15 protein-coding genes are annotated in these 16,467 nt (G+C 63.8%); 1 reads left to right on the forward strand and 14 read right to left on the reverse strand.

All coding sequences use genetic code 11. The features are described 5' to 3' along the window. Positions 1-8: 8 nt before the first annotated feature. The 11 genes from ATY02_RS33450 to ATY02_RS33500 form a co-directional block, all read right to left on the reverse strand. On the reverse strand, positions 9-602 hold the full coding sequence (locus tag ATY02_RS33450) for an aminodeoxychorismate/anthranilate synthase component II (RefSeq protein WP_068575560.1): 594 nt from the start codon (positions 600-602) through the stop codon (positions 9-11). A 13-nt stretch (positions 603-615) separates the two neighbouring features. After that, the gene (gene trpE / locus ATY02_RS33455; RefSeq protein ID WP_068575562.1) at positions 616-2,103 is read right to left on the reverse strand and encodes an anthranilate synthase component I; all 1,488 of its coding nucleotides are present in this window, start codon (positions 2,101-2,103) and stop codon (positions 616-618) included. 70 nt (positions 2,104-2,173) lie between these two features. After that, positions 2,174-2,992 (reverse strand): phosphoglycolate phosphatase, encoded by an 819-nt coding sequence (locus ATY02_RS33460; protein WP_068575564.1) that lies wholly within the window; start codon positions 2,990-2,992, stop codon positions 2,174-2,176. Next, the gene (rpe, locus tag ATY02_RS33465; RefSeq protein WP_022641405.1) at positions 2,989-3,663 is read right to left on the reverse strand and encodes a ribulose-phosphate 3-epimerase; all 675 of its coding nucleotides are present in this window, start codon (positions 3,661-3,663) and stop codon (positions 2,989-2,991) included. The genes ATY02_RS33460 and rpe overlap by 4 nt, the downstream gene beginning before the upstream one ends. An 80-nt stretch (positions 3,664-3,743) precedes the next feature. After that, the gene (locus tag ATY02_RS33470) at positions 3,744-4,892 is read right to left on the reverse strand and encodes an iron-containing alcohol dehydrogenase (RefSeq protein ID WP_068575566.1); all 1,149 of its coding nucleotides are present in this window, start codon (positions 4,890-4,892) and stop codon (positions 3,744-3,746) included. 262 nt (positions 4,893-5,154) lie between these two features. Next, positions 5,155-5,979: an ABC transporter permease gene (locus ATY02_RS33475; protein ID WP_068575567.1), complete on the reverse strand. Its 825-nt coding sequence runs from the start codon at positions 5,977-5,979 to the stop codon at positions 5,155-5,157. A gap of 13 nt (positions 5,980-5,992) precedes the next feature. Beyond that, on the reverse strand, positions 5,993-7,240 hold the full coding sequence (locus tag ATY02_RS33480) for an ABC transporter permease (RefSeq protein ID WP_022641411.1): 1,248 nt from the start codon (positions 7,238-7,240) through the stop codon (positions 5,993-5,995). A 76-nt stretch (positions 7,241-7,316) separates the two neighbouring features. Beyond that, complete coding sequence (locus ATY02_RS33485) at positions 7,317-8,360, reverse strand: ABC transporter substrate-binding protein (RefSeq protein WP_068575569.1); 1,044 nt, start codon at positions 8,358-8,360, stop codon at positions 7,317-7,319. A 45-nt stretch (positions 8,361-8,405) separates the two neighbouring features. After that, on the reverse strand, positions 8,406-9,530 hold the full coding sequence (locus ATY02_RS33490; RefSeq protein WP_068575571.1) for an ABC transporter ATP-binding protein: 1,125 nt from the start codon (positions 9,528-9,530) through the stop codon (positions 8,406-8,408). A gap of 288 nt (positions 9,531-9,818) precedes the next feature. Then, the gene (locus tag ATY02_RS33495) at positions 9,819-10,448 is read right to left on the reverse strand and encodes a response regulator transcription factor (RefSeq protein WP_068575573.1); all 630 of its coding nucleotides are present in this window, start codon (positions 10,446-10,448) and stop codon (positions 9,819-9,821) included. 13 nt (positions 10,449-10,461) lie between these two features. Further along, positions 10,462-12,861: a PAS domain S-box protein gene (locus ATY02_RS33500; protein ID WP_068575575.1), complete on the reverse strand. Its 2,400-nt coding sequence runs from the start codon at positions 12,859-12,861 to the stop codon at positions 10,462-10,464. 74 nt (positions 12,862-12,935) lie between these two features. Here ATY02_RS33500 and ATY02_RS33505 point away from each other — a divergent pair, with 74 nt between their 5' ends. Continuing rightward, positions 12,936-13,925, forward strand: a complete 990-nt coding sequence (locus ATY02_RS33505) for an alpha/beta hydrolase family protein (protein WP_068575577.1) — start codon at positions 12,936-12,938, stop codon at positions 13,923-13,925. A gap of 48 nt (positions 13,926-13,973) precedes the next feature. On the opposite strand, the gene ATY02_RS33510 is transcribed toward ATY02_RS33505, so the two are convergent. The 3 genes from ATY02_RS33510 to ATY02_RS33520 are packed head-to-tail and all read right to left on the reverse strand — an operon-like array spanning position 13,974 to position 16,439. Next, positions 13,974-14,741, reverse strand: coding sequence for a TerB family tellurite resistance protein (locus ATY02_RS33510; RefSeq protein ID WP_068575579.1), 768 nt, complete (start codon positions 14,739-14,741; stop codon positions 13,974-13,976). Between the two features lies 1 nt (position 14,742). Further along, positions 14,743-15,417, reverse strand: a complete 675-nt coding sequence (gene murU / locus ATY02_RS33515; protein ID WP_068575581.1) for an N-acetylmuramate alpha-1-phosphate uridylyltransferase MurU — start codon at positions 15,415-15,417, stop codon at positions 14,743-14,745. Further along, positions 15,414-16,439: an aminoglycoside phosphotransferase family protein gene (locus ATY02_RS33520; RefSeq protein WP_068575583.1), complete on the reverse strand. Its 1,026-nt coding sequence runs from the start codon at positions 16,437-16,439 to the stop codon at positions 15,414-15,416. The genes murU and ATY02_RS33520 overlap by 4 nt, the downstream gene beginning before the upstream one ends. Positions 16,440-16,467 lie beyond the last annotated feature (28 nt).

Below are 16,467 nucleotides of genomic sequence, written 5' to 3' on the forward strand. Positions count from 1 at the left end.
AAAAGTCCTTAGCGCGTGCCGCCGCTCTGTTTGAGGAAGTTGGCGAACAGCTCGTGGCCCTGCTCGGTGAGGATGGATTCAGGGTGGAATTGCACACCCTCGATATTCAGTGTCTTGTGGCGCAGGCCCATGATTTCGTCGACCGAACCATCTTCCAGCTGGGTCCAGGCAGTGACTTCAAGGCACTCGGGCAAGGTCTCGCGCTTGACCACCAGGGAATGGTAGCGAGTCACGGTCAACGGCATGTTCAGGCCACCGAACACGCCCAGGTCGCGATGGAATACCGGGCTGGTCTTGCCATGCATCACTTGCCGGGCCCGCACCACCTGGCCACCGAAGGCCTGGCCGATGGACTGGTGGCCCAGGCAAACGCCCAGGATCGGCAGCTTGCCGGCGAAATACTTGATCGCCTCGAGGGAAACGCCAGCCTCGGTCGGCGTGCAAGGGCCAGGCGAAACCACGATGCGCTCGGGCTTGAGCGCTTCGATCTCGGCCACGGTCAGCTCATCATTGCGCACCACCTTCACCTCGGCTCCCAGCTCGCCCAGGTACTGCACGACGTTGTAGGTAAAGGAGTCGTAGTTATCGATCATCAGCAACATAAGTGGAAACTCCTCAAGCCTTGGATGCGGGGGATTGTTCAGCCAGTGCCACGGCACGGAACATTGCTCGACGCTTGTTCAGCGTCTCTTCCCACTCCAGGGTCGGTACCGAGTCGGCGACGATGCCGCCACCGGCCTGCACATGCAGCTCGCCATCCTTGATCACTGCCGTACGGATGGCGATGGCGGTGTCCATGTTGCCGTTCCAGGCAAAGTAACCCACGGCACCGCCGTAGACCCCGCGCTTGACCGGTTCCAGCTCATCGATGATTTCCATGGCGCGGATCTTCGGCGCGCCGGACAGAGTGCCCGCCGGCAGGATCGCCCGTAGTGCGTCCATCGCCGTCAGGCCTTCCTTCATTTGACCGGTGACGTTGGAGACGATGTGCATCACGTTGGAATAACGCTCGATGACCATCTTCTCGGTGAGTTTCACCGAACCGATCTCGGAGACCCGCCCGGTGTCATTGCGGCCCAGGTCGATCAGCATCAGGTGCTCGGCGATTTCCTTGGCATCCGACAGCAGATCCTGCTCCAGGGCCTGGTCGGCTTCTTCGGTAGCACCCCGCGGGCGAGTACCGGCGATCGGGCGCACGGTGATCAGGTTGTCCTCGACCCTGACCAGTACCTCCGGCGAACTGCCCACAACGTGGAAGTCGCCGAAGTTGAAGAAATACATGTACGGCGTCGGGTTGAAGCAGCGCAGGGCCCGGTACAGGTCGATGGGCGCGGCCGTGAAGTCGATGGACATGCGCTGGGAGGGCACCACCTGCATGCAGTCACCAGCCAGGATGTATTCCTTGATGGTCTCCACCGCACGCTCGTAGTCGTCCTGGGTGAAACTGGAGCGAAACACCGGTTCGCCGGCAGGCGGTCGGTCCAGGTCCAGCCCACGGCGCGGCGCGATTGGCTGGCGCAGCTGCTCGAGCAGCTCTTGCAGGCGTGCCTGGCCAGACTCAAAGGCATCGTCCTGGCTCGGGTCGGCCAGCACGATCGTGTGCATCTTGCCCGCCAGGTTGTCGAACACCACCACGGCATCGGAGACCATCAGCAGGATATCCGGCACGCCAAGCGGATCAGGGTTCGGGCACTGGCCCAGGCGCGGCTCCACATAGCGCACACAGTCATAACCGAAATACCCCACCAGGCCGCCATTGAAGCGTGGCAGGCCGGCAATGGTCGGTACGTTGTAGCGCGCCTTGAATTCTTCGACGAAGGCCAGCGGATCAGCTACTTCGCGGCTTTCGATCTCGACGCCATCATGGGTCACGCTGATCCGGTAGCCGTGCACCCGCAGCACGGTGCGGCACGGCAGGCCGATAATCGAATAACGCCCCCATTTCTCGCCCCCCTGCACCGACTCCAGGAGATAGGAGTTGGGCTGGTCGGCCAGTTTCAGGTAGATCGACAACGGGGTGTCGAAGTCGGCAAGGGTTTCGCAGGCCAGCGGGATACGGTTGTAGCCGGCTGCTGCCAGGCGCAGGAATTCTTCGCGAATCATGGGATGCCTCGTGGCTGAGGGTCTAACAGTCAGGTATGCAAACGTGCCGGCAGGGCCGGCCAGACAAAAATCAGGCGCGCCAACGCCAACGGGCCAAGGCCTTGATGACTTTCATCCAGAGTTTGCGAGTGACCACCACGATGGAATTTCCAGAAGGGGATGGAACAGCGTCGGGCAACGTTATCTCAGCGGCAGGTTCTAAGCAACCGGGGATCAGCGCCCGCAGATCGTCGATCACCAGGGCTGGCGACTCCTCGGCGATAGGCCGCCCGTGGTTGTAGCCGTAGCTCAGGGCCACACACTTGACCCCAGCCGCCTTGGCCGCCAATACATCACTGCGCGAGTCGCCGACGAACAGCGATTGCGAAGCCGGAATACTGGCCATTTTCATGACGAAAAACAGCGCCGCCGGGTCGGGCTTCTTCTGTGGCAGCGTATCGCCGCCGATGATCCAGCGGAAATAGCGACCGATGCGCATCTGATCCAGCAAGGGCGCGACGAAGCGCTCCGGCTTGTTGGTGATCAGCGCCAGCTCGACCCCTTGCTTGTACAGCCACTTGAGGGTTTCCCGGGCACCGGGATAGACCACCGTCAGCTCGTGGCTCCCCTCATAAGCCGCATTGAACAGCTCCAGGGCATGCTCGGCCTCAGCATCATCGATCCCCTGGGGGTCCAGGCTATTGGCCAAGGCCCGGCGGACCAGCATCGGAGCACCGTTGCCGACCCAGTTGCGCACGGCCTCGACTCCCGCCGGAGGCCGCCCCAGCTTGAGCAGCATCTGATCCACGGCGGCAGCCAGGTCAGGCACCGAGTCGACCAGGGTGCCATCCAGGTCGAACATCACCAGCCGTGGCAGGTTCCCGCAGAACAGCTGCTCGAATGCACTCATGATCGAGCCAGCGCCAGCTCGGCGCGCATTTTCTCGATCACTTCCTGGTAGTTGGGCGCATTGAAGATCGCCGAACCGGCGACGAAGGTGTCCGCGCCGGCTGCGGCGATCTCGCGGATGTTGCCGACATTCACGCCGCCGTCGATTTCCAGGCGGATATCCCGACCGGAGGCATCGATCAGCGCTCGCGCTTCACGCAGCTTGTCCAGGGTGCCAGGGATGAACTTCTGCCCGCCAAAGCCCGGGTTCACGCTCATCAGCAAGACCATGTCGACCTTGTCCATCACATACTTGAGTACATCCAGCGGAGTCGCCGGGTTGAACACCAGGCCGGCCTTGCAACCGCCTTCGCGGATCATTTGCAGGGAACGATCCACATGCAGCGTGGCCTCCGGGTGGAAGGTAATGTAGGTGGCGCCCGCCTCGATGAAGTCGCCAATGATGCGATCCACCGGACTCACCATCAGGTGCGCATCGATAGGGGCGGTGATCCCATACTTGCGCAATGCCGCGCAGACCATCGGGCCGATGGTCAGGTTCGGCACGTAATGGTTGTCCATGACATCGAAGTGGACGATATCGGCCCCGGCGGCCAGGACATTGTCCACTTCCTCGCCCAGGCGGGCGAAGTCGGCGGAAAGAATCGACGGAGCAATAGCGAAGGGCTGCATGACGCACCTTTGTTGAGCAGAATCACGATGGCGCGCATTGTATACCTCATGCTTTGGAGCGCACACCGTAACCTCGATGATCAGTAGGCCGCTCGATAGATCTGCTCGATATCGGCGGGACTCAGCTTGCGCGGGTTATTGCGCATCAGCCGCTCGATACCCGCAGCCTCCTGGGCCATGCTCGCAAGTGCCTCCTCGGGCACGCCGAAACTACGCAAGCCCCTGGGTATCTCCACCGCGGCACACAGGGCACTCATCGCCTCCACCGCCCGGTCAGCGGCCTCGTTGGCACTCAAGCGCGCCGTACGCACCCCCATGGCTGCGGCGATATCCTGCATGCGCTCGACACAAGCCACCTTGTTCCAGGTCATGACATAGGGCAGCAGCAAGGCGTTGCTGCCCCCATGGGACACGTGAAAACGCCCGCCCAGGGGATAGGCCAGGGCATGCACCGCGCCCACTCCAGCATTTCCGAAGGCCATGCCGGCCATCAAGCTGGCGGTCGCCATGTCTTCCCGCGCCTGCAGGTTGGAAGGATTGGCAAAAGCCTTGGGCAGGGCCTTGGCGATCAAGCGAATGGCGCCGATGGCCAGGGAGTCGGTGATCGACGAAGCATTGAGTGAAAGGTATGCCTCGACAGCATGCACCAGGGCATCGACACCACTGGCTGCGGTCACGCTGCGCGGGCAGGTCAGGGTCATCTGCGGGCTGACCAGGGCCACGTCCGGCAGCAGATAGTCACTGACGATGCCCTTTTTCAACTGCGCGGCCTTGTCCGAGAGGATCGCCACGTTGGTCACCTCCGAGCCGGTGCCGGCCGTGGTGGGAATGGCGATCAGCGGCGGCCCCTTGCGTGGCACCTGGTCGACCCCGAACAGATCCTGCAAGGCGCCGTGATACCCGGCATAGGCCGCGACACTCTTGGCGATATCGATGGCGCTACCGCCCCCCAGGCCGATCAGGCCGTCATGTCCCCCTTCGCGATAGACCTGCATGCAGTCCTCGACGATGGCGATTTCCGGATCAGGCCGCACCCGGTCGAAAATCTCGTAGTCACGCCCTCCCAGGTGCGCCAGCGCCAGCCCCACCGTGCCGGACTCAAGCAGGATGGCATCGGTGACGATCAAGGGGTTATCCACATCCAGGCGGGTCAGTTCGGCGCCCAACTGTTCAATGGCGGTACTGCCGGTGAGCAGCTTATGGGCAATCTTGAAAGAGGAAATACTCATGTGCGCAGCCTCTTATATAAAGATGAAAGCTGGCACAAGCGTAGCTGGGGATTGCAAAACCGGGTCGCCGTGATGCCCGATCGGCATCACGACAGGGAAAGCCGGTGGTTCCTCGCTACGGCACGAGCCCTCACCATGGTCGGGCTGGAATGCCCCGCGCCCTTGCAGGCATCAGGCAATCCAGGTCCTTGGATGGAGCCATTGTGGTTTTCGGCGGCAACCAGACCCTTGCCGCAGATCAGGTTATCGCTCGGCCCAGGACTCAAACCTGGGCCGTACGCAGTTTTTCGCTGCGCCCACGCAGCCACTCCAGGGTCAGCAGCAGGATCACCGAGAAGGCGATCAGCAGCGTGGCCGCGGCGGCGATGGTGGGGCTGAGGTTCTCGCGAATACCACTGAACATCTGCCGGGGCAGCGTCGCCTGCTCGGGGCCGGCGAGGAACAGGGTCACCACCACTTCATCGAACGAGGTGGCGAAGGCGAACAACGCGCCACTGATCACCCCCGGGGCGATCAACGGCAGGGTCACCCGGCGGAAAGTGGTCAGCGGCGAGGCGCCCAGGCTGGCTGCCGCCCGCACCAGGTTGTGGTTGAAGCCCTGCAAGGTCGCCGAGACGGTGATGATCACGAACGGCACCCCGAGCACCGCGTGCACGATGATCAGCGACAAGAAGCTGTTACCCATGCCCAGCGGGGCGAAGAACAGGTAGCTGGCGACCCCGATGATCACCACCGGCACCACCATCGGCGAGATCACCAGGGCCATGACCAGCGACTTGCCGGGAAAATCGCCACGGGTCAGGCCGATGGCCGCCAGGGTGCCGAAGACCATGGCCAGCACTGTGGCCGCCGGGGCCACGATGATGCTGTTCTTCAGGGCGCGCATCCATTCGGCGGAAGCGAAGAAGTCCTGGTACCAGTGCAGCGAGAAGCCCTGCAGCGGATACACCAGGAAGCTGCCCGAGTTGAACGACAACGGGATGATCACCAGCACCGGCAGCACCAGGAACAACAGGATCAAGCCGCAGAGGATCCGCAAGCTGTAGAACCAGACCCGCTCGACGGGCGACATGTAGGGGCTCAGCATTTCGATTCTCTCCTTAGCTCAGGCGCAGGCGACTGGCGCCCACCAGCCAGCTGTAGATCAGGTACAGCACGATGGTCGCCAGCAACAGCAGACCGCCCAAGGCAGTGGCCATGCCCCAGTTGATGCTGGTGTTGGTGTAGAAGGCCACGAAGTAGCTGACCATCTGGTCGTTCGGGCTGCCCAGCAGGGCCGGGGTGATGTAGTAGCCGATGGCCAGGATGAACACCAGCAGGCAACCGGCGCCGACCCCGGCATAGGTTTGCGGGAAGTACACCCGCCAGAAGCTGGCGAACGGATGGCAGCCCAGGGAAATCGCCGCGCGCATGTAGGTCGGCGAGATACTCTTCATCACGCTGTAGATCGGCAGGATCATGAACGGCAGCAGGATGTGCACCATGGAGATGTAGACCCCGGTGCGGTTGAACACCAGCTCCAGGGGCTTGTCGATCACGCCCATGGCCAGCAAGGCGCTGTTGATCAGGCCGCCGGACTGCAGGAGCACGATCCAGGCCGCTACCCGCACCAGGATCGAAGTCCAGAACGGCAGCAAAACCAGGATCATCAGCAGGTTGCTCTTGCGCGCCGGCAGGTTGGCCAGCAGGTACGCCAGGGGATAGGCCAGCACCAGGCAGATGGCAGTGATCACCAGGCCCATCCAGAAGGTCCGGGCGAAGATATCCAGGTAAATGGACTGGTCCGGGGTCGCCGGGGCCAGCTCGCCCAGGTCGTCGATCCGGTGGTCCAGCGCCGCCAGCAGGTAGTAGGGGGTCAGGTTGCTGGTATTGCGCCGGATCGCCTGCCAGTAGGCCGGGTCGCCCCAACGCTCGTCCACCCCTTCCATGGCTTCTTTGTAGGATTCGGGCTCGGCCTTGAACGGCAAGGCGCGGGCAGTCTTGGTCAGTAGGCTGCGATAGCCGGCCAGTTCCATGTTCAGGCGCTTGGACAGGTCGCCCAGGCCCTGGTTCTTGCGAGCCTCGGCCAGGTCTTCGCTCAAGGCCTTGTAGGCGGCCTCGCCGGGCAGGCCACGGCCGTCCCAGGCATTCACGGCCACCACCGTGCGCGGCATGCCGCCGACCACTTCCGGGTTGCCGACGCTCTTGTACAGCAGCGCCACGATCGGTACCAGGAACACCAGCAGCAGGAACAGCACCAGCGGCGCGATCAGGGCCTGGGCCTTCCAGCGGTTGACCCGCTCGGCACGGGCCAGTCGCTGCTTGAGGGTCGGGCCGGCGACCGCGTCCAGGGGAACGGTGATGGTCATGACAAACTCCGCGAATCGATCTTTCGAATACACCACCGACAGGAGCGGGCCAGCCCGCCCCTGCCACTAGCGATGGTTACTTGGCCGCCCAGGCGTTGAAGCGCTGTTCCAGCTGCTCGCCGTTGTCAGCCCAGAAGCTGACGTCGATCTGCACCTGGTTGGCGATGTTCTCCGGAGTGGTCGGCATGTCCTTGAGGATGTCCTTGGCCAGCAACGGCACGGCCTGGGTGTTGGCCGGGCCATAGGCGATGTTTTCCGAGTAGGTCTTCTGCTGCTGCGGTTGCACCGAGTAGGCGATGAACTTCTTCGCCGCTTCGGCACGGGCCTTGTCCAGGCCCTTGGGGATGGCCCAGGCATCGAAGTCGTAGATGCCGCCGTTCCACACCACCTTCAGGTTGCTTTCCTTTTGCACCGCGGCGATCCGGCCGTTGTAGGCCGAGCTCATGACCACGTCGCCCGAAGCCAGGTACTGCGGCGGCTGGGCGCCGGCTTCCCACCACTGGATGTTGGGCTTGAGCTCATCGAGCTTCTTGAAGGCACGGTCCTGGCCATCCTTGCTCGCCAGTACCTTGTACACATCCTTGGGCGCGACGCCGTCGGCCATCAGGGCGAACTCCAGGGTGTACTTGGCCCCCTTGCGAAGGCCGCGCTTGCCCGGGAATTTCTGGGTGTCCCAGAAGTCAGCCCAGCTGCCTGGCGGCGCCTTGAGCTTGTCGGCGTTGTAGGCCAGCACCGTGGACCAGACGAAGAAGCCCACGCCACACGGCTGGATGGCGCCCTTGACGTAGTCTTCGCCCTTGCCGAACAGCGCCGGGTCGAGGGGTTCGAACAGGTCCTCGTCGCAACCGCGGGACAGCTCGGGGGACTCTACTTCCACCAGGTCCCAGGACACGCTCTTGGTGTCGACCATGGCCTTGACCTTGGCCATCTCGCCGTTGTATTCGCCGGCGACGATCTTGCCGTTGCCCGCCGCTTCCCACGGAGCGTAGAAGGCCTTGACCTGGGCCGCCTTGTTCGCCCCACCAAAGGACACCACGGTCAGGTCCGGTCCCGCCGCCAGGGCGTGCGCCGCCCCCAGCATGCCCAGCGTCAGGGCTGTGAGTTTCAGGGATCTCAGCATTTTATTGTGTTCTCCACGTGCAGGTTGGTGTTGCAGGGGGGGCGATCAATTCGCCTCTAGAAGCGGGTCGAGCGCACGAACGTGCTCGACTTGCCAGCCAAGCGGTACCACGTCACCCACCGCCAGCGCGGGATCGAGCTCGGCGATCGGCTGTTTCACGAAGAAGTCGCTCTTGCCGCAGACTTCCAGGCGTACCCGGACGTGGTCGCCCAGGTAGATGAACTCCGCCACCCGCCCGGAAAAGCGGTTGGCGCAGTGTTCGCTGGAACCGTTGAGGCTCACCCGCTCCGGGCGGATGGACAGGGTCACCGGGCCGCCGACCTGGCCGACGTTGACCGCCAATGCCTCGACTTTCTCGCCACGCCCCAGCTCCACCACGCAGCGCTCGCCGTCGTGGCTGTGCAGGCGGCCGCTGAGGCGGTTGTTCTCGCCGATGAAGTTGGCGACGAAGGTGTTCTTCGGTTCTTCGTAGAGGGTCCGCGGCGGGGCGATCTGCTGGATCTCGCCCTGGTGGAACACCGCCACCCGGTCGGACATGGTCAAGGCTTCGCCCTGGTCGTGGGTCACGTAGACCACGGTCACGCCCAGGCGCTGGTGCAGGTGCTTGATCTCCATCTGCATGTGCTCGCGCAGCTGTTTGTCCAGCGCCCCCAGGGGCTCGTCCATCAGCACCAGCTGCGGCTCGAACACCAGGGCCCTGGCCAGGGCCACCCGCTGCTGCTGGCCACCGGACAGCTGCGCCGGATAGCGCTGGGCGAAGGAGTCCAGCTGGACCATGCTCAGCACGCGCTTGACCCGCTCGCTGATGTCGGTCTTGCCCAGGCCCCGTACCGACAGCGGGAACGCCAGGTTCTCGGCCACGGTCATGTGCGGGAACAGCGCGTAGTTCTGGAACACCATGCCGATATCGCGCTTGTGCGGCGGCACATTGTTGATCGAGCGTCCGGCCAGCTGGATCTCGCCGGCAGTCGGGGTCTCGAAACCGGCCAGCATCATCAGGCTGGTGGTCTTGCCGGAGCCGGACGGCCCGAGCAGGGTGAGGAACTCGCCCTTGCGAATTTCCAGGTTGAGGTCTTTGACGATCAGGTTTTCGCCGTCGTAGCTCTTTTGCACACCACGAAAGCTGACCAGAACATCATTGGCCCCAGCGCTTGAATCGACCTCGCTCATACCCGCACCTTTTTGTTTTAGACGGCTGTAGGGCAAGCCTAGTGCAGCCCACAAGGCCCGGAAATCGGGGGGTAGGAGAGATTCGCCTCAGCCGCCTGGAAGGTCGCCTGTAGGGATTGCCCTACAAGAATGGCGGAAACAGACAAGAGCAGAGGCCAGCTTGAAGCAACAAGCCGCAAGAACAGGCAAAGGCCGGGAAGTGGCGATGTCGTAAACGGATATGCCCCGCCAATGCCTTGACCAGGACCATCGAGCTCGAGGCGTATCCATTGTGGCGGGGGAGCTGGCTCAGAGCAGCTTGTGTTCCATGGCGTACTTCACCAGTTCGGCCAGGGAGGTGACGTTGAGCTTTTGCATCAGCCGCGCCTTGTGGGTGCTGATGGTCTTGTTGCTCAAGGCCAGTTGCTGGGCGATGTCATTGACATTGGCACCCTGGGCCAAGCGCTCGAACACCGAGAACTCGCGCTCGGACAACAGCGAATGCAGTGGCCGGGCATCGGTGAGGCCGACCTCGAAGACCATGCGGTCCGCCAGTTCCGGATCGATGTAGCGCCCACCGGCGGCGACCTTGCGGATTGCAGTCAGCAGCAACGAAGGATCACTGTCCTTGGTGGCGTAGCCGGCGGCGCCGATCTTCAGGGCTCGGGCGGCCATCTGCGCCTCGTCATGCATCGACAGCACCAGGATCGCCGGCGGATCGCTCAGGGCGCGGATCCGTGGGATAGCTTCCAGGCCGTTCACCCCGGGCATGGAGATATCCAGCAGCACCACCTCGCAAGGCACCTGGCGCAGGGTCTCCAGCAGTTGCTCGCCATTGCTCGCCTCCCCCACGACCGTCAGGTCCTTGGCCAGGCCGATCAGTTGCTTGATGCCTTCGCGGACAATGGTGTGGTCTTCGGCTACCAGTACACGAATCACGCGGTTCTCCTCGTTATTGTTGTAGGTCCAGGGGCACACGGACGGTCAGGCTGGTGCCCTCCCCCGGCTCGCTGTGCAGCGCCAGGCTACCGCCCATGATCAGCACCCGCTCGCGCATGCCCACCAGGCCAAAGGAGGTCGGGCGCGTGGCCTTGGTATCGAACCCCAGGCCATCGTCGCTGATGCTCATGCACAACTGAGGTCCGTCCAGCACCAGGGACAGCTCCACAGTATGCGCCTGGGCATGGCGCATAACGTTGGTCAGGGCTTCCTGGAGAATCCGGAACAGGCCGATGGCCTTGGCGTCGCTCAGGCGCGGCAGGTTCTCCGGCACGTCCACCAGGCACGGAATCTGCGTGCGCGCCTCGAAACGCCGGGCCTGCCATTCAATGGCCGAGGCGATGCCGGCATCCAGGATCGGCGGGCGCAAGGCCGTGGCCACGTCCCGCACCAGTTGGAACAGTTGGGTGATCAGGCGCTTCATGCTGTTGAGGCGCTCATTCAGCCCAGGGTCGAGCTGGGCGTAGGCCAGCTCGCACATGGAGGTCTCCAGCTTGAGCACAGTGAGCATCTGCCCCAGTTCGTCATGGACCTCCCTGGCAATGCGGGCCTTTTCCTCTTCCCGCACGCTCTCCAGGTGCGCCGACAGCTCGCGCAGCTGCTCGCGGGAACTGGCCAGCTCCAACTCGATGCGCTTGCTCTCGCTGATGTCCCAGACGATGCCGTCCCAGACGAAGGTGCCGTCGTCCAGCTGCCGGGTAATCGCCTTGATCTCGGCCCAGCGCTGCTGGCCCTGGCGGGTGAGGATACGCCCCTGCCAGGACCAGTCACTGTCGGTGTCCAGGGCCTGGTCCTGGGTCTGGTGGTAACTGGCCTTGTCATCAGGGTGCACCAGGCTGCGCAGGCCCTTGTCCCGGTGGGCCAGCACCGCAGGCGAATAGCCCACCAGGGTCTGGCTGCCCTCGCTGATGTAGGCGAAGTCGATCTGCCCGCTGACCGGCGCCCGCTCCAGGCGGAACACCAGGCCCGGTACGTTGGCCGCGATGCCCTGCAGGCGCGCTTCGCTCTCACGCAACGCGGCCAGGGCGCGACGGCGCTCGGTGACGTCGGTGAGATAGACCACCAGGTACTCGCTCTGGCGAAAACGCAGGAAGCTCAGGGACACATCCGTCGGCAGGATGCTGCCGTCGGCCCGCACGCATTGAGTCTCGAAACTCTGTGCACCCTCCGCGCTGGCCCGGGCACGCCTCCAGAGATTGAGCCAGCGGTCCATGTGCAGGTTGGGCTCGAAATCGATCAGTGGCCGGTCGATCACCGCCCCCGGCGGATAACCGAGCATCTCCTCGGCGGCGCGATTGGCGTAGCGTATGTGGCTGTCCCAATTGACCCAGAGAATGCCCACGGTGCTCTGGTCGATGGAAAACTGGGTCAGGCGCAGCGCCTCTTCACTGGCCGCACGCAGGGCAATGTCTTCGCGCGCGGCCAACAGCCGTTGCTCCAGCCCGCGCTGCTGGCGCCGCTGCCAGAACACCGCCGCCAGGCTGGCCAACAGGCACAACGCCAGCAACAGGCTGAGACTACGCCAGTTGCCTGGAGACTCGCCCAGGCGCGAGTACTTGGGCTGCAACCAACGGTTATGCACCTGCTCCAGCTCCTTGGCCGGAATCGTCCGCAGGGCGATTTGCACGATGCTGGCCAGCTCCGGCCAATCGCGACGGGTGGCGACCCGCAGCAACTGCGGCAGACCGATATCCCCTACGACCGTCAACCCGGCGAACTCCGCTTGTGCCGATAAACGGCTGAGCTGGGCCTCATCCACCACCGCATAGCGGGCCTGCTGGCTGAACAGCAACTGCAACGCCTGGCGCTCCTGGGGCACGCCCTGCAAATTCAGGTTGGGGTAGGTCAGGCGCAGATAGTCAGCCACTGCACTGGGCATGCGCACCGCTACCCGGGCCTGGGCGTCGAGTTTTTCCAGCTCCACCGCACCGGAACCCTTCTGCTCCCCCACCACCAACTGCGGGACGCGCATGTAGGGATCGCTGAATAACCACAGGCGCAGCCCCGCCGGGGTCTGGGTCAAGCCCGGGGCCATATCGATCTCGCCATCGTGCAGGGCTTGTTCCAGCTGGGCCTGGTCGGGAAAGTTACGCCAGCTCAGCTCGATGCCCAGGGTCCGGGCCAGGGCCTGCATCAGTTCGACGTTGGCCCCGGACAACCGCTGCAGGCGCCGGTCGTATTGGGCGAAAGGCGCTTGCAGCACCAAGCCGACACGCAACTCGGGGTGCTGTTCCAGCCACTGGCGCAGCTCGTGGCCAAGCGGCGCGGTTGGCCCATGGGGCGCGGGTGCGGCCTTGCCTATCAAGGGAAGGCACAGGCAGCCGATAAGCAAAAGGCAGCGAAAGCGCATCATCCGAAGTCTCACACCCTGACAAATACTGACCAACCCATTAGGCTGCCGGAATTAATTCTGGCCTGGAATATCCGATGTCCCTTGTCCACCGCTCGGCACTGTCCGCATTGTGCCTGTCGCTGATCCTGCCTTGGACCTTTTCTGCACAAGCCGCCGATCCGGCTGAGCAGGCCAAGCCCACCGAGCCACAACCCGAGCAGCGCCAGCCGTTGCCCGAACGCAGCCTGGAAGAGGCCGCAGCCCTGGAGCGCCAGCTACCGGCCCAGGAACAACAGCAGTTGCAGGCTGGCGCCAGCAGCTTCCTGGCACTCTGGAAACCGGCCAATACCAGCGAACCCAAGGGCGTGGTGATCATCATTCCCGGGGCCGGCGAAAGCGCAGACTGGCCGCAAGTCATTGCGCCGTTGCGCAACAAGTTGCCGGATACCGACTGGGGCAGCCTGAGCCTGACCCTGCCGGACATGCAAAGCGAAGCAGCCCAGCCACGGATCGTCGAGACGACGCCTGCGCCGGTCGATACAGCCAATACCGCCAAGGACGCCAGCACCGAAGCCAAACCCATCGAGCAAGTCGCCGGCGGTGAAGCCGAGGTGGCCGATCATCCGGTCGCCGAAACCACCGAGGAGCAGGTCAAGGCCGACGCCGAGCGTATCTTCGCCCGGGTCGACGCGGCCCTGGCCTTCGCCGAACAGCAGAATGCCCGCAGCATCGTGCTGCTGGGGCATGGCACCGGTGCCTACTGGGCCGCTCGCTACTTGAGCGAAAAACAACCATCCCAAGTGCAAAAGCTGGTGATGGTGGCCGCACAGTCACCGGCCAATGGCAAACCGCAACTGGTGGAGCTGACCCAGACCTTGAAGTTGGCCACCGCCGACTTTTTCTATGTCGACCAGGCCTCCGCGCGCAAAGCGGCCCTGGAGCGCCTGCAGGCCAGCAAGCGCCTGAAGCACTCGAACTTCAGCCAGATTGCCCTCAAGGCCCTGCCTGGCAACAACAGCGCTCAGCAAGAACAGCTGTTCCGCCGGGTGCGTGGCTGGCTCAACCCACAAAACAGCGAGAGCTGAAGACGCCGGGCCGCTGCCGGACAGGCAGCGACCCTGGTGCATCGACCCTCAGCGAAAATCCCGGCGCTGGCGTACCAGCGCATAGGCGCTGTGCAGCTCCCGGGTCTTCTCCGTAGCCTCCCGTACCTGCTCCGGCGTAGCACCGCTGCCGGCGACCTTGTCGGGGTGGTGGCGGCTGAGCAACCGCCGGTAGGCACGCTTGATCTGCGCAGGCTCGGTGGTCGCCGCGACACCCAGCAGGCGTAGCGCCTCTTGGTAAGTCATGGCGCTTTCGACCGGATGTCTCCTGGCGGGACCATAGTCCTGGGCCAATGCCTGGATCTGCTCGCTGGTCCAACCCAGCCATTTGCCCCAGAGCTGGATCAGCTCGCGCTCCGCCGTACCCACTCGACCGTCGGCCCAGACCATGCGCCAGCAAGCACGCAACACGCCTTCGGCGGCATGGGGCTGCTCTCCCAGGCGACGCAAATAACCGCGCAGGCGGTCATTGCCCGACTTGCCCCGATTGAATGCAGCAATCGCCCGGCGTTGCGCGACTTCGCTCATCTCCAGCGAGCGCATCTCCTGGCGCGCCTGCTGGATATGCCCGTCGCCCACTCGGCCGTCGCTTTTCGCCAGGCGCCCAAGCAGTACGAACAGCAATTCATCGTTGCGCAGCGCCGGTCGACCACCCAGGCGCTCGCGTACATGGGCCCAGTTGTACAGTTGCAGGCGCCGATCCAGCGCCTGCCCCAATAATGCACCGAGCATGGCCCCCGGAATGCTGGCAATGGCAAAGCCCGCCCCGGCTCCTATCAGAGTCCCTGGCCACCACATATCAGCGCCCCGCTTGCAGCAGGTCTTCGACCTGCGCCAGGCGCTCGACGGTTCCTACATCGATCCATTGGCCGTGCATGTGCTCGCCGCTGACCTGGCCCTGGGCCATGGCTTCACGCAGCAGGGGCGCCAGCTTGAAAGCACCGCCAGCGCAATCCCGGAACAGTTGAGGATGCAGTACCGATATACCGCTGTAGGTCAGGGTCGCCGCTCCTGGCTGGCCATCGTGCAGCAGGCCGTTCTCCAGGCAGAAGTCGCCCCCCGTAGGGTGATGCGCCGGGTTGTCCACCATGACCAGATAGGCCAGGCCGGCCAGGGGGCGGCGCAGGGTTGCGAAGTCATAATCGGTCCAGATGTCGCCATTGACCACCAGGAACGGCTCTTCACCCAACAACGGCAACGCCTGGAAGATCCCGCCGCCGGTCTCCAGCGGCTGGCCTTCGGCCGAGTAACGGATGCTCAAGCCCCAGCGCTGGCCGTCGCCAAGAGCCGCCTCGATCTGCTCGCCGAGCCAGGCGTGATTGATGACGACCTCGCGAAAGCCCGCGGCCGCCAGGGCCCGCAGGTGATACTCGATCAGCGGTACGCCCGCCACCGGCAGCAAGGGCTTGGGCGTGGTCAGGGTTAAAGGGCGCATGCGCTCGCCCTTTCCAGCGGCCAGGATCATTGCCTTCATGCTTGGGCACCCCTTGGCTGCTCCAGGCTGCGCAGCAGTTGCTCCAACTCCGCCAGCTCGGGGCGACGGGCCAGAACAGCCTCTATATAAGCCAGGAAGCGGGGAACATCGGCCAGGTAGCGGGGCTTGCCGTCACGGTGGCAGATCCGCGAGAAAATACCGATCACCTTCAGGTGACGCTGGACCCCCATCAGGTCGCTGGCCCGCAGGAACTCCTCGAAGTCTTCCTGGACCGGGATACCCGCTCCCCGCGCCTGGTTCCAGTAGGTGTCCAGCCAGCCGCGCACACGAGGCTCCGGCCAGCTGAGGAATGCATCCTTGAACAGGCAGGTGATGTCGTAGGTGACCGGGCCGTAGACCGCGTCCTGGAAGTCCAGCACCCCTGGGTTCGGCTGGCTGAGCATGAGGTTGCGCGGCATATAGTCACGGTGTACCAGCACCTTGGGCTGGGCCAGGGCGCTGTCGATCAGCAGGTCGCTGGCTCGCTGCCACTGCTGGCGCTGTTGCTCATCCATGACAATCCCCAGCTCACGGCCGACATACCATTCGGGGAACAGCTCCAGTTCGCGGCGCAGCAGGGCGACATCGTAGCTGGGCAGTGGCGCGCTCATGGGCAACTGCTGAAACGCCAGCAACGCCTGCAATGCATCCTCGAACAACCCATCGGCATTGTGCTCGTCGATCACATCCAGATAGGTCTGGTTGCCCAGATCGTTGAGCAGAAGGAACCCGCGCGTCAGGTCCTGTGCATAAATTTTCGGCACGTTGATGCCGGAACTCGCCAGCAAACCGGCGATATCGACGAAGGGCTTGCAGTTTTCCTGGGGGGGCGGAGCGTCCATCACCACAAAGCTGCGGTCAGCGCCCTGCCAACGGAAATAACGGCGGAAACTCGCGTCGCTGCTGGCCGCGACCAATGTAGCCGGGGGGACTTCACCCCAGCCCTGTGCTGCATAAACGATCGCCAACTGCTCATCGAGCCAAACTTTCAGGTGTTGCAAGCGTACATCTTGGTCAGGCATTACAAGGGTCTCCGACGGCCCTAGCCGT

Origin of the sequence: Pseudomonas sp. BIOMIG1BAC, assembly GCF_001705995.2 — a bacterium.
Classification (GTDB): Bacteria; Pseudomonadota; Gammaproteobacteria; order Pseudomonadales; family Pseudomonadaceae; genus Aquipseudomonas; species Aquipseudomonas sessilinigenes.